Annotated in this window: 26 protein-coding genes; 13 read left to right on the top strand and 13 right to left on the bottom strand. The window is 48.9% G+C overall.

The annotated features are described in order from the left end of the window. Positions 1-765 carry a glycosyltransferase family 2 protein gene (locus ACKU41_RS15365; protein WP_321402020.1) on the bottom strand — a complete coding sequence of 255 codons (765 nt, stop codon included), beginning with the start codon at positions 763-765 and terminating at the stop codon, positions 1-3. Positions 766-957: 192 nt separating this feature from the next. Between ACKU41_RS15365 and ACKU41_RS15360 the strand changes: the two genes are divergently transcribed. Continuing rightward, on the top strand, positions 958-1416 hold the full coding sequence (locus ACKU41_RS15360) for a hypothetical protein (protein WP_319778349.1): 459 nt from the start codon (positions 958-960) through the stop codon (positions 1414-1416). 13 nt (positions 1417-1429) lie between these two features. Further along, positions 1430-2206 carry an arginine deiminase family protein gene (locus tag ACKU41_RS15355; RefSeq protein ID WP_321402018.1) on the top strand — a complete coding sequence of 259 codons (777 nt, stop codon included), beginning with the start codon at positions 1430-1432 and terminating at the stop codon, positions 2204-2206. A gap of 285 nt (positions 2207-2491) precedes the next feature. Here ACKU41_RS15355 and ACKU41_RS15350 read toward each other — a convergent pair whose 3' ends face one another. Next, entirely contained in the window at positions 2492-3016 is a 525-nt protein-coding gene (locus ACKU41_RS15350) for a shikimate kinase (protein ID WP_319778347.1), read from the bottom strand. Positions 3017-3089: 73 nt separating this feature from the next. Then, positions 3090-3770, bottom strand: coding sequence for a methyltransferase domain-containing protein (locus ACKU41_RS15345; RefSeq protein WP_319778345.1), 681 nt, complete (start codon positions 3768-3770; stop codon positions 3090-3092). A 137-nt stretch (positions 3771-3907) separates the two neighbouring features. Between ACKU41_RS15345 and cbiQ the strand changes: the two genes are divergently transcribed. From cbiQ to ACKU41_RS15325, 4 genes are all read left to right on the top strand, one after another. Next, complete coding sequence (gene cbiQ / locus ACKU41_RS15340) at positions 3908-4681, top strand: cobalt ECF transporter T component CbiQ (protein WP_321402015.1); 774 nt, start codon at positions 3908-3910, stop codon at positions 4679-4681. Continuing rightward, positions 4678-5376, top strand: a complete 699-nt coding sequence (locus tag ACKU41_RS15335) for an ABC transporter ATP-binding protein (RefSeq protein ID WP_319778343.1) — start codon at positions 4678-4680, stop codon at positions 5374-5376. The genes cbiQ and ACKU41_RS15335 overlap by 4 nt, the downstream gene beginning before the upstream one ends. A 25-nt stretch (positions 5377-5401) precedes the next feature. After that, positions 5402-5794 (top strand): hypothetical protein, encoded by a 393-nt coding sequence (locus tag ACKU41_RS15330; protein WP_321402012.1) that lies wholly within the window; start codon positions 5402-5404, stop codon positions 5792-5794. A gap of 215 nt (positions 5795-6009) precedes the next feature. Next, positions 6010-6345 (top strand): restriction endonuclease, encoded by a 336-nt coding sequence (locus tag ACKU41_RS15325; protein WP_319778341.1) that lies wholly within the window; start codon positions 6010-6012, stop codon positions 6343-6345. Between the two features lie 181 nt (positions 6346-6526). On the opposite strand, the gene ACKU41_RS15320 is transcribed toward ACKU41_RS15325, so the two are convergent. The 3 genes from ACKU41_RS15320 to ACKU41_RS15310 form a co-directional block, all read right to left on the bottom strand. Further along, on the bottom strand, positions 6527-8677 hold the full coding sequence (locus ACKU41_RS15320) for a Tex family protein (RefSeq protein WP_321402009.1): 2151 nt from the start codon (positions 8675-8677) through the stop codon (positions 6527-6529). A gap of 119 nt (positions 8678-8796) precedes the next feature. Next, the gene (locus tag ACKU41_RS15315; RefSeq protein ID WP_319778339.1) at positions 8797-9276 is read right to left on the bottom strand and encodes a hypothetical protein; all 480 of its coding nucleotides are present in this window, start codon (positions 9274-9276) and stop codon (positions 8797-8799) included. A 27-nt stretch (positions 9277-9303) separates the two neighbouring features. Beyond that, positions 9304-9882, bottom strand: coding sequence for a hypothetical protein (locus tag ACKU41_RS15310; protein WP_321402007.1), 579 nt, complete (start codon positions 9880-9882; stop codon positions 9304-9306). Positions 9883-10011: 129 nt separating this feature from the next. Here ACKU41_RS15310 and ACKU41_RS15305 point away from each other — a divergent pair, with 129 nt between their 5' ends. Further along, positions 10012-10557, top strand: a complete 546-nt coding sequence (locus ACKU41_RS15305; RefSeq protein WP_321402005.1) for a tetratricopeptide repeat protein — start codon at positions 10012-10014, stop codon at positions 10555-10557. A 211-nt stretch (positions 10558-10768) separates the two neighbouring features. Here ACKU41_RS15305 and ACKU41_RS15300 read toward each other — a convergent pair whose 3' ends face one another. After that, positions 10769-12199: a PLP-dependent aminotransferase family protein gene (locus ACKU41_RS15300; RefSeq protein ID WP_321402004.1), complete on the bottom strand. Its 1431-nt coding sequence runs from the start codon at positions 12197-12199 to the stop codon at positions 10769-10771. 136 nt (positions 12200-12335) lie between these two features. On the opposite strand from ACKU41_RS15300, the gene ACKU41_RS15295 reads away from it, so the two are divergent. From ACKU41_RS15295 to ACKU41_RS15285, 3 genes are read left to right on the top strand one after another with little or no spacing between them, the layout of a single operon-like run. After that, positions 12336-13046, top strand: coding sequence for an AzlC family ABC transporter permease (locus tag ACKU41_RS15295; RefSeq protein WP_319778334.1), 711 nt, complete (start codon positions 12336-12338; stop codon positions 13044-13046). Next, positions 13046-13369, top strand: a complete 324-nt coding sequence (locus tag ACKU41_RS15290) for an AzlD domain-containing protein (protein WP_321405264.1) — start codon at positions 13046-13048, stop codon at positions 13367-13369. The genes ACKU41_RS15295 and ACKU41_RS15290 overlap by 1 nt, the downstream gene beginning before the upstream one ends. 24 nt (positions 13370-13393) lie before the next feature. Then, positions 13394-13948 carry an HDIG domain-containing metalloprotein gene (locus ACKU41_RS15285; RefSeq protein WP_319778332.1) on the top strand — a complete coding sequence of 185 codons (555 nt, stop codon included), beginning with the start codon at positions 13394-13396 and terminating at the stop codon, positions 13946-13948. Positions 13949-14277: 329 nt separating this feature from the next. Here the strand turns inward: ACKU41_RS15285 and ACKU41_RS15280 are convergent, their stop codons facing one another. Both ACKU41_RS15280 and ACKU41_RS15275 read right to left on the bottom strand, forming a co-directional pair. Next, complete coding sequence (locus ACKU41_RS15280) at positions 14278-15840, bottom strand: hydantoinase B/oxoprolinase family protein (protein WP_321402002.1); 1563 nt, start codon at positions 15838-15840, stop codon at positions 14278-14280. Between the two features lie 18 nt (positions 15841-15858). Further along, positions 15859-17829 (bottom strand): hydantoinase/oxoprolinase family protein, encoded by a 1971-nt coding sequence (locus ACKU41_RS15275; RefSeq protein WP_321402000.1) that lies wholly within the window; start codon positions 17827-17829, stop codon positions 15859-15861. A 333-nt stretch (positions 17830-18162) separates the two neighbouring features. Between ACKU41_RS15275 and ACKU41_RS15270 the strand changes: the two genes are divergently transcribed. The 3 genes from ACKU41_RS15270 to ACKU41_RS15260 are packed head-to-tail and all read left to right on the top strand — an operon-like array spanning position 18163 to position 20956. Beyond that, positions 18163-19137: a TRAP transporter substrate-binding protein gene (locus tag ACKU41_RS15270; RefSeq protein WP_321401998.1), complete on the top strand. Its 975-nt coding sequence runs from the start codon at positions 18163-18165 to the stop codon at positions 19135-19137. Between the two features lie 6 nt (positions 19138-19143). Next, positions 19144-19629 (top strand): TRAP transporter small permease, encoded by a 486-nt coding sequence (locus ACKU41_RS15265; RefSeq protein ID WP_321401996.1) that lies wholly within the window; start codon positions 19144-19146, stop codon positions 19627-19629. After that, the gene (locus tag ACKU41_RS15260) at positions 19619-20956 is read left to right on the top strand and encodes a TRAP transporter large permease subunit (RefSeq protein ID WP_321401994.1); all 1338 of its coding nucleotides are present in this window, start codon (positions 19619-19621) and stop codon (positions 20954-20956) included. The genes ACKU41_RS15265 and ACKU41_RS15260 overlap by 11 nt, the downstream gene beginning before the upstream one ends. A gap of 295 nt (positions 20957-21251) precedes the next feature. Here the strand turns inward: ACKU41_RS15260 and ACKU41_RS15255 are convergent, their stop codons facing one another. The 4 genes from ACKU41_RS15255 to ACKU41_RS15240 are packed head-to-tail and all read right to left on the bottom strand — an operon-like array spanning position 21252 to position 25764. Further along, entirely contained in the window at positions 21252-22064 is an 813-nt protein-coding gene (locus ACKU41_RS15255) for a sugar phosphate isomerase/epimerase family protein (protein WP_321401992.1), read from the bottom strand. 25 nt (positions 22065-22089) lie between these two features. Next, positions 22090-23826, bottom strand: a complete 1737-nt coding sequence (locus ACKU41_RS15250; protein WP_407944407.1) for a M99 family carboxypeptidase catalytic domain-containing protein — start codon at positions 23824-23826, stop codon at positions 22090-22092. Then, positions 23792-24496 carry a hypothetical protein gene (locus ACKU41_RS15245; protein WP_321401988.1) on the bottom strand — a complete coding sequence of 235 codons (705 nt, stop codon included), beginning with the start codon at positions 24494-24496 and terminating at the stop codon, positions 23792-23794. The genes ACKU41_RS15250 and ACKU41_RS15245 overlap by 35 nt, the downstream gene beginning before the upstream one ends. Beyond that, complete coding sequence (locus ACKU41_RS15240; RefSeq protein WP_321401986.1) at positions 24496-25764, bottom strand: L,D-transpeptidase family protein; 1269 nt, start codon at positions 25762-25764, stop codon at positions 24496-24498. The genes ACKU41_RS15245 and ACKU41_RS15240 overlap by 1 nt, the downstream gene beginning before the upstream one ends. Positions 25765-25932 lie beyond the last annotated feature (168 nt).

Raw genomic sequence — 25932 nt, 5'->3', positions numbered from 1 at the left:
CTATTCCGCCTGTCCCTGTTTGGGAACATTTTTCAAAAATTCACTTTGCAGCCAGCCCATCCGGTGCCCAAAAGTTTCGCAGGTACAGCGCAGAACACCCAATCCGTACCTGACAGAACGGACAAAGCTGATGGACGAAGAGTCATCCATATAACGGGTCGGACAGGTTACCTCCCCGATATCGTAGCCGGAATAAATAATCTGGCAGAGCATCTGGTTATCAAAAACAAAATCATCGCTGTTATCATCAAAAGGAATGTTTTCCAGCAAATCCCGGGAAAAAGCCCGGTAACCGGTATGATACTCGGAAAGATGATAACCGATCAGGATATTCTGGAACCATGTCAAAGCCCGGTTGGATATATATTTATAGAGAGGCATGCCGCCCTTGCGCGCCCCTGTTCCGAGAATCCTTGAACCGAGCATGCAGTCAAAAACCCCGTTGGCGATGGGCGAAACCATGGCGGAAATGATCAGCGGGGTATACTGGTAATCCGGATGGACCATGACCACCACATCCGCGCCCATCTCAAGGGCGGTGCGGTAGCAGGTCTTCTGGTTTCCGCCATATCCGGTATTGCTGGAGTGGACCACAGTCCTGATACCCAGCTTTTCAGCCTGCGAAACAGTATCGTCACGGCTGCAGTCATCAACCAGAAGTATTTCATCCACCACATTCGCAGGCAGTTCGTCCAGAGTCTTTTTTAATGTGGAAGCCGCATTATAAGCAGGCATAACCATTACAACTTTCTTCCCATTCACCATTTATTAATTCTCTCCTGAAATTAACTGCCTAATATTTTTTGCGCCTGAAGACGCTTATGCTCCTGATAGGATGTTGGCTTACCACCAAAGCCTGAAATGAATCAAGCCGGGGAAGGGCTGACTGTTGCCTGCGCTCCTTCTTTTTAGTAACCAGTCATCAGTTTTTATGAATTTTGCAGCAGGAGACAAACAATGCAGGAAACGGAAATAAAAAAATATATCTATAAAATCATCATGGACAAATGTACTGCCGATGAGGAAGCCCGTCAGGACGCCCTTGGGGAATTCATTGCCATGACCATGCCCAACATCGACGATGGCGCGATACGCAACATCAAATCCATGATCCCGCCCATCACCGACCTTTACGACAAATGGGCCAACATGTTTGTGGAACGTCTGCTGGAAACTGTACCCCGCAACCAGATTGAAGAACTTTGCAGCGGCACTCAGGACAACGATTCCGCACTTGTACTGGTCTACATCATGTTCATGGAATCCGAACGCATGGAGAAACAGGTAGCAGAAGACATCACAGCCTTCGCCCCCACTCAGGATGACGAGGCCGGTAATATCGCCAGTGCGTACATCCGTTCCAAGCTGACCCTCATCGCAGAAGAACAGAAAAAGAAAGACGCGATCATCCAGTAAAGGAAATCAAAAAATGTTCAGCAAAGCAATTGTCAGAACCCCGGCTGAAAGTCTGGGACAAGGACTGACCGGAGCGGGCCTCGGCTGCCCGGATATGAAACTGACCGCAGCCCAGCACAGGGACTACATCGGATATTTCACTCAGGCCGGAATCAGCGTCACAGTGCTGCCCCCGGTTGAGGATTATCCTGATTCCGTATTTGTGGAAGATACCGCAGTCATGATACCGCACGCAAACGGTGCCGCCGCTTTCCTGACCTGCCCCGGAGCCGAATCAAGGCGCGGGGAGGTGGACGAAATCGAAGCAGCCATTGCAGAGCAGACCGACGAAGTTATCCGCATGCAGGGAAACGGACTCATGGAGGGCGGCGATGTACTGCTGATGGGCAAAACATTTTACGTAGGCATTGATTCCCGCACCAACGCAGACGGCTGCAAACAATTTGCCAAGGCCGTTGCCAGATTCGGCTACAAGACAGTTCCAGTGCCTTTTGATAACGGCATGCCCCATCTCAAAACCGAACTTTCCGCCCTTGACGAAAAAACACTGATCATCAGCGCACGATTTGCCGGACGCGATGAATTTGCCGGATTCAAAAAAATTATCGTCCCCGAAGGCGAAGAATATTCAGCCAACTGCCTCTATCTGGGCAGCAGGCTGCTTGCACCGCAAGGTTTTCCCAAAACCGCCGAACTGCTGAATAAAAACGGGTTTAAACCTGATTTCATTAACATGTCTGAATTCCGGAAAATGGACGGCGGCCTGACCTGTCTTTCACTACGCTGGTAGCCTTCGGCGACCCTGCCGGGGGCCTTAAACCCTTTTGAAAAATGGTTTGTTCCACTGTCGTTATCCCTAAGACTCGAAGCAAAGCTTCTCGCCTAAGGGCTAATGCAAAAATCCCAAAACTTTTCAGTAAGCTTCGCAGTTAGTTTACTCAAATAACTGCCAAAATAAAAATCGCAATAGAGCTCAAACTATTGCGATTCTTATTTTGGCACAATTTTCCATACGAAGCGGCGAAGCCCCGATAAAAAGTTTCTTTGGTCCCGCTGAAAGCCCCCCGGATGGAGACTATATAGCTATTTTATCCAAAACATCCTGCAGAATCTCTTCTTCGCTCTGATCGGAACGTACTATATGGTGCGCGGCTTCCATGAAGCTGGGTTCAAACCGGTTAAGCATGAGCGAAATCTGTTCGCGGGCATCGTCTGAACCGTCGGATGCATTCAGCAGGGTCATAAAATCGCACATGATAAAGATGACCTTTCCGTTATTCTTGAGCAGTTCACGCATTTTTGCAGACTTGGCTGCCCCGCGCGGCAGGCTGATTATCTGGTTATCTCCGGCGGCCAGCTTCTCCAGAACGGGATTACCGTCACTGCGGCCGACTACAACAAATTCGCGTCCCAGCTTTTCCGCCACCTGTGCTGCGATGGATTTACGCAACTCATCATTCAGGCAGAAGAGAAATACATTGCCGGAATCACGTCCGCCGATAATCATATCCTTGGTCATTCCCGGAGCATAAACGCTTCGCTTGTCCTTTTCCTCAACCTGATATTCAACATCTACCAACTCTATATATTCTTTTGCCATTTCAATCCCTTGTATTTTCAAATCTCAATTCAGACAGGAAAACTAAATAATCACTGCAGCGCAGGGGGCAAGGTTATCTGCGCTTAAAATAGACAGTCCGTTTGTATTGTTCGTCATCAGGATGAGGCTTGGAAAGGTAAGCCATCTCCCATTTGTCGGCAAAAAGCTGCACCGTAAAATCCAGCAGACTGAACAGACCTTCCTTGATTTCAGCTCCGGGATACATTTCTACAAACTGTTCCGGCGTAAAACCAAGATGTTTGTTCACGTAATATTCAGGACGGAAAGTAAGCAGCATTTCTGATTCACTGCGTTTTTCAAGCCCCTTAAGAATTGCGGTCATGCGCCCTTTGCCGATATTTTGTTTACCTATAATATCAATGAGCATTCCCATGTCGAAAGTCCGCTCCGGCTCGTCATAAGCAAAATTGCAGACTTTGAAATCAACATTTTCAACACAATAAAGACCGGCCAGCTTTCTGGCTCCGCAGATAACTTTCGGTTCAATATCGTAACCGACAACTTCCTTTGCTCCGTGTTCAGCAGCATAAAAAGAAAAATGCCCCATGTTGCAGCCGAGATCGCAAACAGTCTTGCCGCTAAAATCAAGTTCAGTAAAATCAGGGTCTATACCGTCGATATCGTCCCCCACACCATCGGCGAGCCGGGTCTGTTCAAAATCGTGCAAAGGACGCCAGATCAGGTCTTCACCGACCTCGGCAACTATTTTTTTCAATTCAGCGTTTTTACTCATGCGGACCTTCCAGAGAGTTGTTAATCTTCAAAGTACAGAAGGATATAGCCGCATAACCCGCTCAGCTCAAGATTTGTTTCGGATTGCATGAAACCGGGATGCGTGCTACTCCCAAAAGCCGAAATCAGGAGATTATTTTGCAGCAGCTAACTGAACCTTTTGCCTACGGCAACTCAATTATCCACTCCATGCATCCCGGATTCAGGCTGGCCTGCGCATTTATTTTTTCCCTTGCCGGGGCACTGGTTACCGACATTACCCCTGCGTGCTGTGTGCTCTTAGCCGGAGTTATTTATGCCCTTTCGGCCCGCCTGAGCTTTAAACTCCTCCTCAAAAGACTGGTCGTTATCAACTTTTTCATTCTGTTCCTTTGGATATTCCTGCCCTTTTCCCGGCCCGGAACACCGCTTTTCAATATCGGCCCTTTTACAGCTACACTGGAAGGAATAATCTACACCGCTGTCATCACCCTTAAATCAAACGGGATTATCCTAGCAGTCACTGCGCTTATAGCCACCATGCCGGTACAAACCCTTGGCGCTGGTATGCAGACCCTCAAATTTCCCGACAAACTGTGCCGCCTGCTTCTTTTCAGCTGGCGTTACGTACATGTGATGATCATGGAATACACCCGCATGCGCAGAGCCGCCGCCATGCGAGGCTTTACCCCCCGCAGCAGCGCACGCACCTACCGCACCTATGCATGGCTCATGGGTATGCTTTTGGTTCGCAGTCTGGACCGGGCTGAACGGGTCTGGCAGGCAATGCTCTGCCGCGGATTTACCGGCACCTTCCACTCCCTGACCGCTTACCGCATAAGCAGGAATGATTTGGCCCTGCTGGCTGTAACGATGGGATTTATCGTGCTGTTCATTTTTCTTGAGTTTAATAAAATCGAGGTACTGCTGTGAATTCAGCCATATTTTCCCTGCATGATGTGAGCTTTTCCTACCCCGGAAATGATGTTCTCAAAAACGTTGATTTCGCCCTCAAGCCGGGACAAAAAATTGCTCTGACCGGACATAACGGTTCCGGCAAAACCACACTGCTGCACATCATCATGGGCTTAATCAAGCCGCAAGCAGGACAGGTTCACTATATGGGCCGGAAAATGGACTCCGAAAAGGATTTCCGGGAACTGCGCAGAGGGGTGGGCCTGCTTTTCCAGCAGGCGGATGATCAACTTTTCTGCCCTACCGTGCTGGAAGATGTGGCCTTCGGACCGCTTAATCTTGGGAAATCCCCGGAAGAAGCCCGCAAAACAGCCGAGTACACTCTCTGTACCCTCGGCCTTTCCGGATACGAAGACCGGGTTTCCTACCGTCTTTCAGGTGGTGAAAAAAAGCTGGTTTCGCTTGCTACGGTGCTGGCTATGGAACCTAAAGCACTGGTCCTGGATGAGCCTACAAACGATCTCGACCCGACCATGCGCGAAAGGCTGATCGAAATACTAAACTCTCTGGCTGTTCCCATGCTGGTGGTTTCTCATGACCTTGATTTTCTGGTCCGGGTAACTGATGTTGAGTATTCCTGCAGCAAAGGTAAAATCCTACGCGGCGCCTCTAATTTCAAAGACAACCACGACTACGGGAAATGCCGACTTTAACCGCAAAAATTTAACAGGGGTCACCATGAACAAATTTCGAAATCTGTTGCTGATAATTGCAGCTCTGTTTCTTATCTCAGGATGCATCGGAGAAGAAAAAACAATCTCCATGAAAGTAACCTCCACAGCCTATACTTCCCAAGTGGCGCAGACCTCTTCCCACCCCTTTCTCGGCGCATGGGGAGACGAACTCAAGCCGGGCATGAAATGCATCGCAGTATCACGTGATCTCATTCCAAAGGGTCTGACCCATGACACCAAGGTAAAAATTGAAGGTCTTCCCGGCGAATACATGGTCAAGGACAAAATGAACAAACGCTGGACCAACAAGATCGACATCTATATGGGCCTTGATACAAAAGCGGCCAAAGATTGGGGAAAACGAGAAGTAACCATTACTTTCGAAAAACAGGATTAATCTGCAAGCAACCCTTTCCAAATGACTGAAACAAGGCGTACCTTATGAAAGGATACGCCTTGTTTTTTTATATATTCAAAGTAGTTAAAAAAACATTCAACCATAAGCAGATACACTCTTTATTTTTACGTCCGATTTACGTAAAGATGGGCTTTCGCGGCCCACGGCAGCCTTCTGCCTTGTGAAATACGCTACCGCGATAAACGGAGAACCAATTGAGCGAACGGAAAAGAAATCCTCATCAGTCCATACGGGCCTACTGCCTGTGGTGCATGGGCGGCAGCCCTCAGCTTGTCAGGGAATGTGAGGACAGCGACTGCTCTCTTTATGAATTGCGCGGACCCAAAACAGAAGAATCCCAGCGCACCTGCATCCGGGCTATCCGCAAGCACTGTCTCGCCTGCACCGTGGGCGATCGTCAGGCTATCCGCGACTGCAAAGAAAAAGAATGCGTGCTGCGCCGCTTCCGCTTCGGGGTCCATCCCAAAACCATGCAGAAGCGCAGGAAACGGCAGCAGGCCAAAAGCCACCTCATGCTTCCGGGATTGTAAAGGCATGCCTCCGGCGGCTCTGCCGAGGGCTTTAACCCCTTTGAAAAGGGTTTAAAAATCCCAAACTTTTTCAATAAGCTTCGCATCAAGCTTATTAAGACGACTTTCAAACAAAAACCCGCAATATCTCAAGAGATACTGCGGGTTAATTTTTGGGAGAGCAACGTCGGCCCACTGAGGGCTACATATCCGACTGGCGCATGCTCAATGAAATCCTTTTACGCTGGATATCCACCTCAAGGACTTTGACATTAACAGCCTGCCCCGGATGCACAACCGTTGCCGGATCACGCACGAACTCATCGGACATGCGGCTGATGTGGACCAGCCCATCCTGATGCACCCCGATATCAACAAATGCTCCGAAAGCTGTAACATTGGTCACGATGCCGTTGAGAATCATCCCTTCGCGCAGGTCCGAGACTTCCTTGACGGAATCATCAAAACGAACAGCCTCAAACTTCTTACGGGGATCACGCCCCGGCTTTTCAAGTTCCTTCATAATATCTTGAAGAGTGGGCAGACCTAGATCATCGGAGACATAATCCTCCAGCCTGATCTTTGCCCGCAAATCAGCAGACTTGATCAAATCCGCAACATCCGCACCGAGATCTTTGGCTATCCCGGCCACGGCCTGATATCGTTCCGGGTGGACTGCTGTTCCGTCCAACGGATTTTTAGACCCACGGATACGTAAAAAGCCGGCGCACTGCTCAAAAGCCTTAGGACCGAGACGGGGTACCTTAAGCAATTCCTTACGGGAAGCAAAAGGACCGTTTTCCTCACGGAATTTGATAACATTTGCCGCCAGAACCGGCCCCAGGCCGGAAACTGACTGCAGCAGCCTTGCACTGGCGGTGTTCAATTCAACCCCGACCATGTTTACGCAGGATTCAACAACCCTGCCTAGACTTTCTGCCAGCCCCTTCTGATCCACATCATGTTGATACTGACCCACTCCGATAGATTTGGGATCAATCTTAACCAGCTCCGCCAGCGGATCCATGAGCCTGCGACCGATGGAAACAGCTCCGCGCACGGTGATGTCATGATCGGGGAACTCATCGCGGGCTATTTCTGAAGCCGAATACACAGAAGCCCCGGATTCATTGACCATTATCACCTGAACGGATTTATCCAAACCAAGCTCTTTCACAAACTGCTCTGTTTCACGCCCGGCAGTACCGTTACCGATGGCGACAGCCTCTATATCAAACTTTTTCACCAGTCCGCTGACTATACGCGCAGCCTCTTTCTTCTTACCTTCCGAAGTTACAGGGTAAATGGTCTCGTTATGCAGCAGGGAACCCTGCGCATCAAGGCAGACCAGCTTGGCCCCGGTCCGGAAGCCCGGATCAAGAGCCAGCACCCGTTTACCGCCCAAAGGAGGAGCAAGCAGAATTTCACGCAGATTAGCAGCGAAGATATTAATAGCCTCGGTTTCAGCCTTTTCCAGCAGCACCCCGCGTAATTCAGTCTCCATCTGCGGGGCCAGCAGACGCTTGTAGCTGTCCGTTGCAGCCATCTCAACCTGTTTGGAAGCCGCAGAATTGGAACGGACCAGCTTACGGTGCAGGATATCCAGACCGTCAGCTTCCTCCGGCCGGATAGATACTTTCAAAAATTTATCACGCTCCCCACGGAACAAAGCAAGGATACGATGTCCGGCAGCCTTTTTCGCAGGCTCGCGCCAGTCAAACCAGTCCCGAAACTTGGATGCCTTATCCTTATTTTCTTCTTCTTGAGCAGCCTTGGTGGGTTTGGATTCTATCAAGGCCTTGCGCTCAAACAAAGAACGTACCGCCTCGCGGCTGACCGTGTTCTCAGCAATCTTCTCCGCGATAATGTCCCGCGCCCCGGACAAGGCTTCATCTACAGACTCCACGCCCTTAGCCGCTGAGACAAAAGCCTGCGCCTCCTGAACAGGGTCGCATTTCTGGGCAAAAAGTTTGTAGGCCAGCGGCTCCAGCCCCTTCTGGATTGCTGCCTGCCCTTTGGTCTTACGCTTGGGCTTATAAGGCAGGTACAAATCTTCAAGCTGGCGCATGGTTTCAGCTGCTTCAATCTTTTTCCGCAAGCTGTCTTCAAGCTTGCCCTGCTCTTCAATTGACTTAAGTACGGTTTCGCGACGCTTATCCAGCTCCTTCAGCTTTTCAAAAAGATCACTGACAGCAGAAACAGCCACTTCATCAAGGCTTCCTGTTGCCTCCTTACGGTAGCGGGAGATAAAAGGAATGGTTGCCCCTTCATCTAGCAGGGACACAACAGCTTTTACGTTTTTATCGAGAATATTCAGTTCAGCTGAAATACGGGAAATATTTTTGGAATTCATATAGATAAGTTTTTTGATGCGCTACGCGCTTTTTGATGAAAAGATTATGCCTCCGGCGGATTAAATACTTTTTGAAAAAAGGATTTCTCCCCTTCTCCAGCCGCCGGAGGCATCATTATTTACTGACTTGCTTCTTCTTTTTTCAAATCTTCGGAAGAAAGAGACCAGAAAGGGGTACCGTCTTTGGTCAGGCGGAACTTGTATTTGCGTTCTTCCCCGGCCTTGAGTTTGGCGCACATGTATTCGTACTCACCGTCAATTTCCACGAGCACACCGTATACTTTCACCCGAGAGCCGGGACGCAGGTCTTTAATACGCGGCTCCACAAAATCCTTGGGCCCGAGATGCACCAGAACTTCCTCACCGTCTTCCTTGTCTTTGACAAGAACAGCGACACCCTCAGCCATTCCGTCCATCGGGGTAATATATTTGATTTTCAGGAGGGTCCCCTTAAAAACATCACGGTCTGTGTTATCATAGAGGCTGTCATATTCACTGCCCTTTTCCCAACCCTTGATATTCATCTCTCCTGCTAAAGCAGAGGAGGCAAAAAGGACCGCAACACAAAAAAATACCGGAAAGAAAAACCTTTTAGCCACGATTAAACTCCTTTGTAATCACAGGACTTATTCAGTAAGCCATTTGTTTAAGGCTCGCAGGTTGACCTGCTTAATGTCTGCCGCTGCTCCGTTATGCATAAAATCTGTCCGCACAAATTCGACTACAACCTTCCCTGTTTTCACATCCACAAGAAAAAGCCGGACGTAATCGCAGCGGGCATCATACACGGAATCACTGTCAAAATCCGCATTATCAGCGGAAATATCATAAAGCAGGGCAAGATCAGCATCAACCCCGGAAAGAGCGGACTGCACCGCAGACACTACCGGATAATACTTTCCATACTTGCGGCGTTCCCACAAGCTGGATTTCTTGATGTTTTCCAGAATGTCAACATCACCACCATTGACAGGATAGGCAGACCATTTCAGTTCAAAGGACCCGGCATCCTTACAGGAAGTCAGCAAAGACTGAGTCATGCGCCACCGGTATTTAAAATCAAAATTCATAGTCGACGTATGCCAGGGCAGCAGAGCCAATTTGTACACCTTGCCCCCGGTATCAAATGGAGTGGTGTAACCTTCGGTCCGGGCACAGGAAACGCAGACTAGGCAGACAACCATAATCAACAATGATCTTTTCATGGCAACCTCATATTTTTAGTTAATTATGTTTTATAACGGCTGGTACCATATGTCCATAGAGCTTAAATATACTTGGCGTCCGAGAAATTTGCCGTTACACTCCGGCAGTTTTTCAATGTGGAGGAGAATATGTCCGGTAAAAAAAAGGCCCAAAAATTATCAAGAAGAGGATTCCTTTTCGGTGGATTCAGAAAAAAAGAGGACCGTGAACAGGCCCAAAGCGCAGCCAAGCCCATAGCGGCCAAAGAGGTTAATCTCGAGACTCTGGCCGAAGCAAACGTTGCTTACGAAAACGGACGATTTGAAGAAGCAGCCGACAAATACAAGGAATTCATCAAAACGGAACCCCAGAATGCCGATGCCCGCAAGAGGCTCGGGCATTGCCTGTACAAAAGCGAGAAATACATTCAGGCCAAGGTTGAATTCGAACGGGCAATCCGTATCCTCGGCAAAGACAACTTCTCCTATCTCTACCTCGGACTACTGCTCTGCCGCGCCGGAGCAGGAAAAAAAGCCGTCCCGGTCTGGAAACTCTATTTCGATCCCGAGAACATTACTCTGCAGCGCGAAATAAACTTACAAATCGCGCTGATAGAAGCCGACCCCGAAGCATCATTCGAAGACGCCGCCGACATGGTTGAAAAAATAATAGAAGAATCAGCTATGCAGGCTTAAGTGTCTCCGGCGGCCCCTGCCGGGGCCTTAAACCCTTTTTCAAAAGGGTTTAAGAATCCCAAAACTTTTCATCATGCTTCGCAGCATTGTTTAATAAATATTGCTGCAAAAAAGCAATTTCGTACAAGCCTGCAAATTATTTCTCTGCTACAAATTTTCCAAGTTATAGACGAAGCCCTATTATAAGAATTTGAAAAAAATGGAGGCATTATCATTCAGCGGCAAGTTCGCCCAGACGACGTACTCCGGCTTGAATCTCGTCACTCCAAAGCGATCCGCTGGACAGACGGATATAATTTGAAAATACATCCTGCGGCGAAAAGACTGTTCCGGGCACGATGCCGATACCTTCTTCGCGGGCTTTGAAAAAGAGTTCCACCCCGTCTTTTCCTTCGGGCAGCTCTACCCAGAGCACGGAACCGCCCTTGGGATTGGTGACCTTGGTTCCCTCTGGAAAAGCAAGGCCGATCTCAGTACGCATCTTCTGCATCTGGTCTTTCATGGCAGTACGCAGTTTTTTGAGATGACGGTCATAAAGGGTTTCGCGCAGGTAACGGGCTATTGCCATCTGAGTGGCGGCTACGCAGGAAACATTGGTTGTGGCTTTGATTTCAAGAGCCTTTTCCAGATACCGTCCCGGAGCCAGCCAGCCTACACGGTAACCGGGGGCGATGGTTTTGGAAAAAGAAGAACAGAGCAGCACCCCGCCTTCACGGTCGTAGGATTTGAAAGTGCGGGGCCGGGAATCACCAAAATAAATTTCCCCGTAAACATCATCCTCCACCAACGGGATTTTACGTTTGGCGAGAATTTCAACTATCTCCTTTTTGCGGTCGTCAGAAGTGAGCCCTCCGTCAGGATTGTTGAAATTGGGTGAGAAGATGCAGGCCTTGATGTCAAAAGTACGAGTAATGTCCTCCACCCGGTCCGGGTTGATACCCCGTTCAGGACAGGATGGAATCTCAATAGCCCGTAGGCCCAGATTTTCCACCAGCTGCAGGAAACAATAATACGATGGGGACTGGATCAGCACCAGATCGCCCGGCCGGGTCAAGGAACGCAGGGAAATGTACAGGGCTTCCATGGCCCCGGTGGTGATAACCAATTCATCGGCAGTAACGTTGGAGCCGCAATCCACCGAACGGAAAGCGATCTGGCGGCGCAGGTCGAGATTGCCGGGAATCATCTCATATCCGGCAGTATCAAGCGGGTTTTCCCGGATGACGTTGCTCATTATCTTGGCCAACTGGCGTGTGGGTAGCAGCTCGTTACTGGGACAAACAACACCAAGCGGGAGCAGATTCTTGTTTCCCACAGTTTCAAGGGCGGTACGGATCAGTTTGTTCTTAGTCGCCAAATGTGGTTCAAGCTTTTGGGTTATCTTGATTTCCGGAGTGGGGATGGTCCTGAATTCACTGCGCACGTAATATCCTGAACGAGGTCGGGATTCGATCAGTCCGCGCTTTTCCAATTCCTCGTATGCATGGGAAACAGTCGAAATGGAAACTTTGAGGGTTCTGCTCATTTGCCGCAGGGAAGGAAGCTTATCACCGGGCACAAGGTCCCCGGATTCAATATGCTTTGAAAGCTCCTGCTCAACTTTTTTGTATCTGTACTGATTGTCCGAACTGTCCAGATTCATAACATTTAACCTCATTGCACGAAACTGTTATGGTATATTTTTTTTAAATCTGTATCTGTACTGATGTCAGATTTTAAGTATGCTGACAAGCAAATCGAAATCACAAATTTGAATTTTACAAATGAGAGGGGTAAACATGGAATCCGTGATGAATTCCCAAAAAATCAAACAAAGCAGCGTGCTGGTCTCAGCATTCAAACAGGCACTGCCTATTGTACTGGGTTATCTGCCCGTGGGTTTTGCATACGGCGTTCTGGCCCGCAAATCAGGCATATCCATTGATAACACCGTGCTTATGTCGCTGATCGTCTTTGCAGGGTCAGCACAATTTATCGCCGTGGGCCTGATCGCTTCCGGCGCTTCTTCCATTTCGGTAATTATTACCACCTTTATCGTCAACCTGCGTCATCTGCTAATGTCCGCAGCCCTTTCGCCATACCTGAAAAAATGGACCAAGCTGGAACTGGCCGGATTCACCTTCCAGCTTACCGACGAAAGCTTTGCAGTACACTCCACCCGCTTTGCCAACGGTGACATGGACAAAAGCGAGACTTTCCTGATCAACTCCATTGCGCAGGCCGCGTGGGTAGGCGGGACCGTACTGGGCATATTTTCCAGCACACTTATAAACGACGTAAAGCCCATGGGCCTTGATTACGCCCTCCCGGCAATGTTTATTGCCCTGCTGATTTTCCAGATCAAAGACAAAAGCCACGTCATCGTCGGACTAATTACCGGTATCCTTTCCACAGCACTAGCTCTTGGCGGAGCAGGCCAATGGAATGTAATTATAGCCACCCTGATTGGTGCAACTCTCGGCGCAGCAGTTAAATGGGGGAACAAATAATGGACCAGCAGACAATACTCTTCACTCTTTTCGGCATGATGGCGGTAACCTATATTCCACGCATGCTCCCGGCCATGGCCTTGAGTTCCCGCGACCTGCCGCCAATCATAGTCAAATGGCTTTCCTACGTACCCACGGCAGTTCTTTCTGCCCTGCTGGCCCCTTCCCTGCTCGCGCCTGAAGGAGCCATAGACCTGACTTTCAGCAATCTTTACTTCTGGGTAGCAGTGCCTACCTTTGCAGTAGCCATGTTTACCCGCAATTTCTTCGGTACTGTGGCAGTTGGTATGGGCTTAGTGGCAGCAGCCAGATATTTCATGTAATTTCAGCAACAAAAGGATTTCAAAATGATTTCACGCAATGAAGCACTTGAGCTGCTCAAGTCAAATGTAAAGGAAGAAAACCTCATCCAGCATTCCCTTGAATCCGAGGCCGTGCTCGGCGCATTGGCTGAAAAACTGGGACAGGATGTCGAACTCTGGTCCATTACCGGACTGCTGCACGATCTTGATTACAGTCAGACTGCCGAAACTCCCGAAAAGCACGGTCTAATTGCCGCAGAGATGCTAGAAGGCAAGCTGCCCGAAGAATCAATTCAGGCCATCCGCGCCCACAACGGCGACATGACCGGAGTTCCGCCGCAGACCGATTTCGACTTCGCCCTGCGTTGTGGTGAGACCGTCACCGGACTTATCCATGCCAACGCGCTGATGCGGCCTGAAAAAATGAACGGCATGGCACCCAAGAGTCTCAAGAAAAAGATGAAAGCCAAAGCCTTCGCCGCCAGCGTGGATCGTGAGATCATTAAGGAGTGTGACAAGATAGGCCTCGAACTGGGTGATTTCTTCGCCCTGTCCATCGAAGCTGTAGCCAAAATCGCACCTGAAGTCGGATTGGATTAATTTTTTGCCTCCGGCGGCTGGGGAAGGGGAACTTTTGGGAAAAGTTCCCCTTCCCCAGACCCCATCCACTCAAAACTTTTCATTATGCTTCGCAGCTTCGTTTGGGAAAACGGCATAGGCTTAAGATATTTTCAAATTGTTTGCACTCCAAACGTTGTTCCCTGCTGGAACAATCACCCAAAGAAGCGGTCCGACACTTGCCAGAAGTGTCGGACCGCTTTGAGTTTTTATGAAAAGCCTCACACGCTACACGGCGAAGCCCAATAAAAGGTTTTGGGAGAGTCCAGAGAACCCTTTTGCAAAAGGGTTCTTTGGCCGCCGGAGGCATCCTACTTACCCCAACCGCCGCCTCCGGGAGTTTCCATACGGATAATATCCCCTTTCTTCAGGGGGCTGTGAAACTTACCGGGCTTCACAATTTCCTCACCATCACGGATCAGAATATTCTTGCCGGGAGTTCCGGGTCCTCCGCCCTGCAAACCGTAAGGAGCATTTACGCGACGCTCGGAAAGCACGGTGATTTCGCAATCGGAAAGAAGTTCAATCTCACGCACAAGACCGTCACCACCGGGGATTTTACCTGCTCCGCCTGTGTTCTTGCGGATGCAGTAAGTCTTGACCCGGAAAGGATAGCTGTACTCAAGGGCTTCCACCGGGGTGTTCAGGGTGTTGGTCATGTGTGAATGCGTGGCATGCTCACCACGGCAGGTTGCAGATGCGCCCATACCCCCGGCGAGGGTTTCGTAGTAGGCAAATGGCTTGCCGGTGCGCTCATCCATACCGCCGATGGTCATGTTGTTCATGGTTCCCTGACTTGCAGCCGGAATGCGCTGCGGGATGGCTTCCGCAAGAGCGCCGAGAACAACATCAACCACACGCTGGGAAGTTTCCACATTACCGCCTGCAACAGCTGCCGGAAAATTTGCATCAAGAATCGAGCCCTTGCGGGTCAATACTTCAATAGGACGAAGGATGCCTGCGTTGGTAGGCACATCCCCTTCAATGAGTGACCGGAAAACATACAGCACTGCGGAAAGAGTAATGGAACGCACGGCGTTTACACTTCCGGTGACCTGATTGCCGGACCCGGTAAAATCAAGTCTGGCACTGTCACCCTTAACTTCCATGACCACAGAAATGGGAACATTCTCGCAATCCACACCGTCACCGTCCATGTAGTCAGTAAACCTGTACGTTCCGTCCGGGATGGATTCAATGGTCTTGCGGGTAATGGATTCTGCATAGTCGTTCAGGCTGGCAGCGTAAAAATCGACCTTGGCAAGGCCGTACTTCCCGATAAGCTCTTTAAGGCGGGTCACTCCGGTAATGTTGGCCATTATCTGAGCAGCAAAATCGCCCTCACGTTCCACAGGGGTGCGCACGTTGTTAAGCAATAAAGTCATAACGCCGGGTACGATCTCGCCCTTCTCCACTATCTTCACCGGGGGAATAATGATCCCTTCCTGATAAAGAGAAGTGGAAAGAGGCATGGAACCGGAAGCCATGCCGCCCACATCTGAATGGTGGGCGCGGTTGGCTACATAGAATGCAGGCTCAGCGGCACCGTCACAGAAAACAGGAGCCACAAGGGTAATGTCCGGCAGATGGGTTCCGCCTTTGAAAGGGTCGTTTAGCATTACCATGTCGCCTTCTTTAAAATCGCTGTTATCGATAGCTGATTTTACGGAAAGAGGCATGGAACCAAGATGGACCGGGATGTGAGCAGCCTGCGCCACCATGTCGCCTTTGTGGTCGAAGACAGCACAGGAAAGGTCGCGCCGTTCCTTGATATTGGGAGAAAAAGCGGTACGGGTAAGGGTTACGCCCATTTCCTCGGAAATAGCCGCAAACCTATTCTTGAAAACCTCAAGGAGGATCGGATTCACATTCATTATATATTAACCTCCCGACTACTCAATGTCGAAAATAAGGTTGCCGTAGGGATCGACCTCACCCTTGGCAAAGGGCGGGATAACCAGAGTGGAACTGTACTCGATGATGATGGCCGGACCATCCACCTTGTTACCGGGGCGAAGTTTTTCACGGTTGAGAATACGGGTTTCCATTTTGGTGGAATCGAAAACAGTTTCGGTAGTACCGAGCAATGCTTCGGAATCCATTTCGGGTACAAGTGCACCCGCTTCCGGGAATTCCGGCTTGGTGGGCATGCCCTTGGTACGCAAACGAATATTGACAATTTCAACGGTCTTGTCGTCATTTCGATAGCCATAGTTCTGTTTATGCAGTCGGGAGAATTCTTCGATCCAGTCTCCGCTGAAAGGCACGATAATTTCAAAAGACTGTCCCTGATAACGCATATCCAGAAAACGTTCGACAATGATATCGTCGGCGGAAAAACCCTCTTCTGCCAGATCAGCACGGCCCTGAGCTTCCAACGGGGCGAAGATTTCTTCAAGATCCACGTCGTTGGTGTTGTGCTGGTCGCGCATTACCGTCAGGGAGTAGTCCTTGATAACATCGGCCATGACCATACCCACAGCGGAAAGGATACCGGGATTGTTGGGGATAAACAGTTTGGGGATGGAGAGCAATTTGGCAAGAAAGGCACAATGCATGCCGCCTGCTCCGCCAAAGGAAAACATGGTGAATTCACGGGGGTCGAAACCGCGTTCAACGGAAATCACGCGGATGGCGCGCTCCATATTGGTATTGGCAATATCGAGAATACCTTCGGCCAGTTCCACCGGGGTAAGGCCTGCTTTTTCAGCCATTACTTCCATGGCCTTATTCAACTTTTCGGTCTCAAGGGACATTTCCCCGCCGAGAAAATGTTCAGGAATCAGGCGGCCAAGATAGAGGTTGGCATCAGTAACTGTGATCTCCGACCCCTTGCCGTAGCAGATAGGTCCGGGGTCCGCACCGGCACTTTCGGGACCTACGGTTAATGATCCACCGGCATCAAGACGGGCAATGGAACCGCCACCTGCACCTACTGTATGGATATCGATCATAGGCACCTTGACCGGATAATCCTCGATTGCGGACTCCAGAGTGAGGGGCAGCTCTTCATTAATTAATGCAACATCGGAAGAGGTGCCGCCCATATCAAAAGTGATAAGACTGTCATAACCGGCCATCTGCCCGATGGCGTGGGCACCCACCGCACCCCCTGCAGGACCGGAGAGAATGGTCCGCACAGACTCGTTCATGGCGGTTTCAGCGGAGATAGAGCCGCCGTTACTCTGCATGATGCGCAGGGGATCATCTCCAAGAGTTTCCTGCAATTTAGTCAGGTATCTGGTCATTTTAGGAGACACATAGGCGTTGATAACTGTGGTGGAGGTACGTTCGAATTCACGGAACTCGGCCAGAATTTCATGCGAAACGGAAACAGGAACCCCTATTCCATCCAGAAGTTCACGCATTCGATTCTCATGTTCGGGATTTAAATATGAAAAAAGGAGGCAAAGTGCGACGGATTCGACACCGGAATCCTTAATTCTTTGTAAAATATTTTGCACTTTCTCTTCAGAAAAAGGTTCAATTTCGTTCCCTTCGTGATCAATTCTTCCAGTAATTCCAAAGCGAAGTTCCGGAGGGACAATATGCGGCTTTTTACAAAAAGATAAATCATAAAGGTCAGAACGGTTTTGGCGACCGATCTGGATAACGTCTTCAAAGCCTTCATTTGTAATCAAAGCGGTTTTCACACCCTTGCGCTCAAGGATAGCGTTTGTAGCAACCGTGGAACCGTGCACAACCTGAACAGCCCGGTCTCCGGCAATTTGCTTAATGCCGTTTATTACAGCCTCGGACGGATCATGTGGAGTGGAAAGACGCTTGTGTACGCCCCATTCATCACCGTCCTTATAAATGAAATCCGTAAATGTTCCTCCGGTATCTACTCCAATTATCAGCACTATATATCCTCCGCTGGGTACTATTAAATCACTTTTTGCGAAACTTGCAATTTGTCATTTTTATTACTTTAAAATATCCGATTCCAAAGAATATTACCCAATTCTGTCCATAATTAAAAGATTTTATTTTTGTAAAATTCCGTGTATAAATGTTTTTAATTCATCAAATTGGCACTAATAACAAATTATATATTTTTAAAAACTCGTAAAAACTGTTTATTTTTTTCCGAGTTTTTTAAATTTTACAGAGCACTATAACACAAATAACGGACACTTTTTCAAATAATATTTCTTGAATAACAAAAACAGCAAAACCCAAAACGGAGGTTACTCATGTTAAAACGGATCATCACCACCCTGCTTATGGTTCTGGCCTTTGCCATTTCCGCTCAGGCTGCAGATCTCAAGATGGACTGTAACGCTATCTATGGAGCCACCAACTTTCACTCTCAGGGTGCAAAACTTTTTGCCGACAAAGTAGCTGAATACTCCTCCGGTTCTGTGCAGATCACCGTCCATCCCGGCGGCAGCCTCGGTTTTAAAGGCCCTGAACTTCTTAAAACAGTTAAAGACGGCACCCTGCCCATGTCCGATATTCTCATGGGTGTTGTATCCGGTTCCGATCAGGTTTTCGGCATAAGCTCCATGCCCCTGCTGGCTAAAGACTATGCTGAAGCCAAAAAGCTTTATACAGCAGCCAAACCTTATTACGAAAAGGCCTGCCGCCGCTGGAACCAGAAAATGCTTTATGCTGCACCTTGGCCCCCAAGCGGACTTTTCACTAAAAAGCAGCTCAAAACCGTTGCTGATCTGGAAGGCCTCAAAACCCGTACTTACGATAAAAACGGCGCTGAACTGCTCCGTGCAGTAGGCGCTAGCCCCATGTCCCTGCCCTGGGGAGAACTTTACTCCGCCCTGCAGACCGGACTTGTTGATTCCGTGCTGACTTCCGCTGTATCCGGTAAGGACGGTAAATTCTGGGAAAACCTAAAATACTTCTCTAAAATAAACTACGCATTCCCCCTTAACATGCTGGTTATCAATCAGGATTACTGGGATGCCCTGAACCCCAAACAGCAGGAAGCAATGCTCAAAGCCGCAGCTGAAGTAGAAGCATACCAGTGGGAACAGTCTGCAAAAAGCAACGACGAATCCCTCAAAATTCTTGCAGAAAAGGGCATTATCATTTCCGAACCTTCCAAGGAAATCAGCGAAATGCTCTCCAATGATGCTAAACTTATGCTCGAAAACACCCTCAAAGGTTCAAAGAAAGCTTTCAAATCAGCAATCAAAGCTTACGAAAAGTAGTCTTCTATGCGTGCAATTATCAGGATAATCGAAGGCCTTTCCACCGGAGGGGCCTTTCTTTCAGCTGCCGGGATGCTTTTCATCGTGGGCCTTGTGGTCATTGAAATTTTTCTGCGTGCGGTGCTGAACACATCGACTCTTGTTTCCAGTGAATACGGAGGCTACGCCCTCGTTTTCCTGATCCTGACCGGCCTTGCCTATACCATGAAAGAAGACGGGTTGATCAGGATCAATCTGCTCACTTCTCATTTTTCTGAAAACGGCAAACGTGTTGCCGACATCATTTCCGGGATTATCGGTGTAGCAATCACCGCATTCGCTCTCTATTTCGCCGTACAAATGGTCTATGAAACATGGGATCTAGAAATGACAGCAGACACAATTGCCGAAACCCCGCTCTGGATTCCGCAACTTGCAATTCCCATAGGGCTGACCCTGCTTTTACTCCAGATTATCGCATTTATCGCCAGGAGAGCCATTAATGATAAGTGATCCCTTGATACTGGCCGTTGTCCTTGTGGGAACAATGGTCTTTTTTCTGCTTTCCGGCCTCTGGATTGGATTTTCCCTGTACGCGGCAGCTATATCCGGCATGCTTTTTTGCAAAATGAACCTGCCCCCCACAATTTCCGTATGGGATAAAATCGGCGATCTCATGGCGAACTCAATGTGGAACACCATGAACTCGTGGCCCCTTTCAGCCCTGCCGCTGTTTATCCTCATGGGCGAAATCCTCTACCGTACCTCCATCTCTACCCGCCTACTAAACGGACTGGTACCGTGGCTGTCCAACATTCCGGGACGCCTCTATCATATCAATGTTGTAGCCTGTTCCCTTTTTGCGGCGGTTTCCGGCTCCAGTGCTGCTACCACCGCCACCGTAGGTAAAATCACGTTCAACGAACTTTCTGAACGCGGCTATCACAAGAGTCTCGCCATCGGCTCTCTTGCCGGGTCCGGCACACTGGGCTTCCTGATCCCGCCCAGCCTGATTATGATCATCTACGGAATTCTCTCCGACACTTCCATCGGGCAGTTGTTCATTGCCGGTGTTATTCCGGGCCTGACCCTTGCCGGGGTATATTCCCTGTACATCATCGTACGCTGCATGATGGACCCAACACTGGTACCGCAGGACAAGGAAAATTTCACTACTGCCCAACGCATTGAATCATTGAAAGACCTGTTCCCGGTATTCCTGCTCATCACCGTGGTTCTGGGCGGCATCTACGCAGGATTGACCACACCTACTGAAGCGGCGGTAATCGGTGTGCTCGGCGCTCTCGGGATAGCTTTCTGGTTCAAGAACCTTACCCTGTCCAATTTCAAGGAAGCCCTGCTTTCCGCAGTAAAAACCAGCGGCATGATCTGCTTCATTATCTGCGGAGCCGCCTTTCTGGCACAAGTTGTCGGTTTCCTGGGCATCGCTACAGCTCTCTCAAAATTCATCGCCACCTTGAACCTTTCACCGTATATGCTCATCTTCGTGCTGGGCATCATGTACGTCATGCTGGGTATGATTCTTGACGGCATTTCCATCGTGGTAATGACCCTGCCCATCGTGCTGCCCATTGTTACCGCAGCCGGATTCGATCCGCTCTGGTTCGGTATCTTCGTGGTCTTCATGGTTGAACTGTCGCAGGTGACACCGCCCGTAGGGTTTTCAATCTTCGTCATCCAATACATCACCAACGATGATGTGAAGGACATCCTCAAGGCGACATTCCCCTTCTTCATCATCATGGTCCTGATGGTAATTCTGGTAACCATATTCCCTGAAATCGTATTCTATCTACCTGAAAAGATGATCGGGACTTAAATTTTGCCTCCGGCGGCTTAGCTCCTTTTGCAAAGGGGCTTAAGAATCACAAAACATTTCGATAAGATTCGAATTTAGCGCGGCAAAACGACACAAAAATAAAGCCCGCAATATCTTGCAAGATATTGCGGGCTTTATTGTAATTAAATTTTATCCAAATTCGTCGGCGAAGCTTCCTGAAAAGTTTGGGAAAGTCCAGAGGCCCTCAAAAAAAATTCTTACCTGCAGCCGTTAGGGAGATCTTTATGCTCGAATCTTACGGATATAGAGAGCGCGCTGGTCCCCGGAGGCATCCTTAAAACAATTTACTCGCAACATGCTCCCTGAAATAGGCATAGGTCAAAGTGAAATCATCGCGGTTATGCGGCTCTAAAGTAAAAGTCGGCAGCGGGGCAAGTTCTGAAATTCTGGAAACAATGTAATCCCAGTTCATGCTGCCCTTACCAAGGGCGAGATGTTCATCCTTACTGCCATGGTTATCATGTAGATGCAGGTGCTTGATGTACGGGGCGAAAGCATCGAACCAGAGATCGAAATCATCATTCTCCGCCCCCTTGGAAAAAGAAAACCAATGTCCGAGATCGAAGCAGATGCCTATATTTTCCCGGTCGAGTTCCTTGACCAGCCGGACAATGGCATCCGGTGTAAATTCATGGGTATTCTCAAGGCAGAGCGGCGGATGATCCGGCCACGAATCGCTCAAGGTGCGTATGCCCTCAACGCAATAGGTATAAGCCCGCTCAAACAAGGGTGGTTCAAGCCACGAAGTAAAAGACGGATGCATGACCATCCGCTGCGGAGAAAAGATTTTAGCCAGTTCAAAAGCGGTACGCAGTGTCTCGATGGAAGCATTGCGGATAGCCGGATTCAGGCTGGACGGCTTGAGGTCAAGAAAAGGCAGGTGAACCGTGCACTTAAGTCCTGCATCCACAAGACGATCACGAATCGACAACAGCCAATCCATGCTCAGGCATTCATCACCGAGGCAATCAAGTCCGAGCTCGGGCTGTATGCAATTTTCAACAAAAAAATCCAGATACTCCGGGAAATTGTAGATATAGCGCAGGGGAAGATTAACATAGCAGGTTTCAAATTCTGGCTTCATCATACTTTTCCCTTCCGGATTATTCCTTTTACTGCTCAAGCTTCGTATGTAAATAGTCTGTACCCTTGAGCACCATACGCCCCATAGGAACGAACGTGGTTGTATGACGCATGGTCAGGACTGTCTCCTTTCCGGGTTCAACATCAAATGATTCACCCCAGGAGACCGGAATATTATTCAAGAAAGGTTGGATCTTACAGCGCTCACCATTACTCCAGACATCTTTCAAGATGTACGAGTCCGGCCTGATCTGCATGTGTTCCCCATTACTCCAGTTGACTAAATCAGACCTGCCGGCCTCATCTTCAAGCTCCAGAGCCTTTATTTTGCGGGGCAGAATAGCTATATAAAATTCTGTTTGTTTCTTTCCCGGCGTTTCACGCACCACCCGGTAACGCGAAATACCGTCCGGTCCTTCAAGCATGTATTTTGCCATGAAATTGGATGGATCAGCGATTATTTCATGCCCCACATCCTGACCGCTGTTAACCATTACTGAGGCCACAAAACCCTTTAAGTTCAGAATCTCCTCTCTGCTGCTGCCGAGAATGCCTTCCAGAATAATCTGGTCACCTTCAACTGCCTGCAGAGTACCTCCGGCACTGATGAATTGCGGCTGGCCGTTGAGCCAGCAAAGGAATACCGGTCCGTTCACTTCTGGAAGATCAGTCTTGCTGCCCTTCCAGCGCACCTCGGTCTGGACCTGCCTGCTGCCGTCAATACGCACCTCTAGTTCAGGAAACTGCGACAAGGCCATGCGCGGAGCGGTAAGCAGGTTAAGATTCGGACGGTCACTGGCAAAAACGGCCACAGCCGGTTCAAGGCCGGAATCAAGAACCGGTTTACCGGAAGTGGATACCGGAGCCCCGCGGACCAGCTCTATGCTGTGTCCCCGAAGCGGTTTGCCGTTGATCAGAATTTCGACTCCCTGCCCATTGTGGGTTTTAGGGAATGAAAATTCAGGCACATCAAGTTCCAGTCCGAATTCCTGCAGCAGATAGACTGTGGCCCGCAACTGCTGCTGAACCTTCCAGCCGAGATCTTTAATATCCTTACTGACCTCCACTGCCATGGCTGGAATACCCCGCTCATGCAGAGCATAACAGGTCAGTGATTTCAACATTTCAGGATATTGGGTGGCTTTTGTGAAAGTCTTGGTATTAAAAAGAGTAAACCAATAGGATTTATTATTTATTTTACCGTTCAGCTTACTGATGGCACGACCGCACATTTCAGCCAGTCTGATGTCTTTGTATACGGCGGCATCAATAATCAGAGACTGACCGTAACGATTGGGGTTGCGCAGGGTGCTTACATATTTTGGGTTGTAAAATCCACTGCCCTCATGCAAATGGATGAATCCTTCCGCCCCGCCAAGAAGAAAGCGAATTGCCCGGGCCAGACGGTCTTCGTAGAAACTGTTGTATTCTTTGTCAAAACGGCGGTTAAGATCAACATTGATCTGACGGGTACGGCGTAAGATGGATGGCTCATTTGCCCGTGGGACAATGATCAGATTCCCTTTGCGGAGCTTGCAGCTGGTGAGCAACTGAGCAGTAAAAAAACCTGAAAGCTCATCACCCTGTATGCCGCCCTGCACCATGATTACCGGGCCCGGCTCATCGCCAAAGACCCATGTAACCCGTAAGGGATATTGCGTACCCTCAAAAAAGGTATAGTTTTTTACCTGTTGTGCCACTGCAGGAAAAGCGGAACAAAAGATGAGTAAACTAGTTAAGAACGCGCGACAAAGGATATACTTCACTGAAAATCAACTCACCGTTATTTGTAGTGATCATCAACCTGACACCGTAAATATCTTTGACATCCATAGCCGGGGGCAGAGCTAACCTCGTTCTGACCACTTTGAATCTTTGGATATGGAAAGACATATCATTACGGTTTGCCCTGATTTCGATAACCTGACCGTTATTCTCAATCAACTGAATCGTTGCCAGACCGCCCAAAGCAGAAGAAGTCTGCAAATTGTTCAGGTCAAAGCTCAAGGCAAGACTGCTGCCTGATTTGCGCAGCTTTACATTTTCCACCCCGGCCCGCATCTGGTTTTTGTAAAAAAGAAGCTTGTTCAGGTCTATTACAGGTACAGTTTCAACCTTCTTCTCCTCCACAGGAACAGTAGCAAGCAAAGACTGCAGCTCATTGGGATCATAGGAATCAAGAATCTTATTCACATTTTCCAATCGTTCCAGTTGAACTGAAGCATCGTTCAAAGACTTCTGCAATTCAATTTTTTCCTGCTTCAGACGGGAATTTTGAGACCAGAAGGTGTATCCGGCCCATGCCCCGCCCCCGGCACAAACTGCCAGCAGAACAACTACCCATAAAAGGACCTTCAGCCAGAAAGGACTGAGTCTGTAACGCTTGACGGTATCATCGTCACGCATGAAAAGCACATTGTACTTGGTATTTCCCATCAGAGCTTTCTCCATTGTTCATCAACAATAAGCCACCCGTCTTTTTCCGGACGGAGAACCAGTTTCTTAAGGCCCTTGTCGCTGTATCCGGATGAATCCGAATAAACCTGCCTGAAAACAGCTTCCAATCCTTGAGGATGCTCACGCAGTGAGACTTTACCAAACTCGACAGAAGAAGGACTACGCTCTTTCCAGATTGAAAACTTGTTGGCCCTGATGGAGGAGACTCCTTTCCTTCGTCCCTGCCGGGCGTCGGAATCGTACAGGGAAATATATTTATCCAGGTCCGCTGAAAGCCAGCTTTGTTTCCACTCATCAAGGAAAGCTTTTACGTCGGTCTGTTTAGTCGCAAGATATCTCTGCTTAAGAGAATGGATAGCCGGTCCGTATTCCCGGCCCACAATCTTCCAATTTCCATTAACTTTCTGCCAGTATAGCCGCTTGGAGGAAGAAGAAGACAGCCTGCCGGAACGGTAGTACTGATCAAACCAGGTTACCCAGTAATCCGGTCCACGCAGGGCATGCAGGTTGTAGATCTCTATATCAATCCATCCGGCACGGGAAAAAATTCTCTTTTTCCTGTTCTCGAAAGCCTTGAACGAACGTCTTTCGGATTTCGCAAAAAGTTCGGGAGAGTATGCATCAAAAAAACTATTGTCACGGGATTCCCAGTCGGCGGCCCACTTACGGACCAGCTTTTCCAGCTCGGCGGATTCACGGGACTGTGCATCATCGCTGTTGTTCCATCCGACTTTTTCACCTATAATCACAGGTGTTCCCGGATCAATTTTGTCATCAAGAAACTCAATATCGGAATTAACCAGTGCCACGCACCCTTTAGTGTCCATGGGAATGAGCTTCTTACCCCGGCCATGAATCCAGATACCATACCCGGTTTTACCCTTGATGCGGTCAACCGGGTTGGGAAAATCAAGAGGAAACGCCATTTCCCCGTAAAGCTCAAAATCTTTCAATCCGGTTCTCTTCCCGGTGGTGAAATAGACGCCTTCAGGAGTCTTCAAATCCCCTTCGACGGATTTATCACCAGCGACCTGCCCGGTTGCACAGGTAAAGCTTACCTCTGCATGCAGGGGACTCCTATGGACCAGCAAATGCAGCTTCTGGGAGTTCTTGTCCACGGCGAGGACATAATCAGGAACAAGCAAGGTCGACTCAATAACAGGCTCCCACCCCTGAGCATGACCATATGACGTCAAGCCTGTCAGCAGGATAAATACCGCCGTAAACACTCTCAAAACATGAATCATACCGAGTCCGATACTCCATCGCCCGCAAAAGCAAAAGACGAAATAAAAAACATTAACAAAACCTTAGCCAAGCAACATCTATGTAAAACTGATCCATGAATCATTTTACGCGATAACAAACAATCAAATACATGCCTATCCCAAAAGGCTTCCATACAACACTTCTTC

The sequence above is a fragment of the Maridesulfovibrio sp. genome, from assembly GCF_963678865.1.
GTDB lineage: Bacteria > Desulfobacterota > Desulfovibrionia > Desulfovibrionales > Desulfovibrionaceae > Maridesulfovibrio.
This window is presented reverse-complemented; position numbering and strand designations above follow the sequence as displayed.

What these genes read in the sequence shown, in the direction of transcription:
- ACKU41_RS15365 (WP_321402020.1), bottom strand. Translation starts at nt 765, where the DNA reads ATGGTGAATGGGAAGAAAGTTGTAATGGTTATGCCTGCTTATAATGCG.
- ACKU41_RS15360 (WP_319778349.1), top strand. Translation starts at nt 958, where the DNA reads ATGCAGGAAACGGAAATAAAAAAATATATCTATAAAATCATCATGGAC.
- ACKU41_RS15355 (WP_321402018.1), top strand. Translation starts at nt 1,430, where the DNA reads ATGTTCAGCAAAGCAATTGTCAGAACCCCGGCTGAAAGTCTGGGACAA.
- ACKU41_RS15350 (WP_319778347.1), bottom strand. Translation starts at nt 3,016, where the DNA reads ATGGCAAAAGAATATATAGAGTTGGTAGATGTTGAATATCAGGTTGAG.
- ACKU41_RS15345 (WP_319778345.1), bottom strand. Translation starts at nt 3,770, where the DNA reads ATGAGTAAAAACGCTGAATTGAAAAAAATAGTTGCCGAGGTCGGTGAA.
- ACKU41_RS15330 (WP_321402012.1), top strand. Translation starts at nt 5,402, where the DNA reads ATGAACAAATTTCGAAATCTGTTGCTGATAATTGCAGCTCTGTTTCTT.
- ACKU41_RS15320 (WP_321402009.1), bottom strand. Translation starts at nt 8,677, where the DNA reads ATGAATTCCAAAAATATTTCCCGTATTTCAGCTGAACTGAATATTCTC.
- ACKU41_RS15310 (WP_321402007.1), bottom strand. Translation starts at nt 9,882, where the DNA reads ATGAAAAGATCATTGTTGATTATGGTTGTCTGCCTAGTCTGCGTTTCC.
- ACKU41_RS15305 (WP_321402005.1), top strand. Translation starts at nt 10,012, where the DNA reads ATGTCCGGTAAAAAAAAGGCCCAAAAATTATCAAGAAGAGGATTCCTT.
- ACKU41_RS15300 (WP_321402004.1), bottom strand. Translation starts at nt 12,199, where the DNA reads ATGAATCTGGACAGTTCGGACAATCAGTACAGATACAAAAAAGTTGAG.
- ACKU41_RS15295 (WP_319778334.1), top strand. Translation starts at nt 12,336, where the DNA reads ATGGAATCCGTGATGAATTCCCAAAAAATCAAACAAAGCAGCGTGCTG.
- ACKU41_RS15290 (WP_321405264.1), top strand. Translation starts at nt 13,046, where the DNA reads ATGGACCAGCAGACAATACTCTTCACTCTTTTCGGCATGATGGCGGTA.
- ACKU41_RS15285 (WP_319778332.1), top strand. Translation starts at nt 13,394, where the DNA reads ATGATTTCACGCAATGAAGCACTTGAGCTGCTCAAGTCAAATGTAAAG.
- ACKU41_RS15280 (WP_321402002.1), bottom strand. Translation starts at nt 15,840, where the DNA reads ATGAATGTGAATCCGATCCTCCTTGAGGTTTTCAAGAATAGGTTTGCG.
- ACKU41_RS15270 (WP_321401998.1), top strand. Translation starts at nt 18,163, where the DNA reads ATGTTAAAACGGATCATCACCACCCTGCTTATGGTTCTGGCCTTTGCC.
- ACKU41_RS15265 (WP_321401996.1), top strand. Translation starts at nt 19,144, where the DNA reads ATGCGTGCAATTATCAGGATAATCGAAGGCCTTTCCACCGGAGGGGCC.
- ACKU41_RS15260 (WP_321401994.1), top strand. Translation starts at nt 19,619, where the DNA reads ATGATAAGTGATCCCTTGATACTGGCCGTTGTCCTTGTGGGAACAATG.
- ACKU41_RS15255 (WP_321401992.1), bottom strand. Translation starts at nt 22,064, where the DNA reads ATGATGAAGCCAGAATTTGAAACCTGCTATGTTAATCTTCCCCTGCGC.
- ACKU41_RS15245 (WP_321401988.1), bottom strand. Translation starts at nt 24,496, where the DNA reads ATGGGAAATACCAAGTACAATGTGCTTTTCATGCGTGACGATGATACC.
- ACKU41_RS15240 (WP_321401986.1), bottom strand. Translation starts at nt 25,764, where the DNA reads ATGATTCATGTTTTGAGAGTGTTTACGGCGGTATTTATCCTGCTGACA.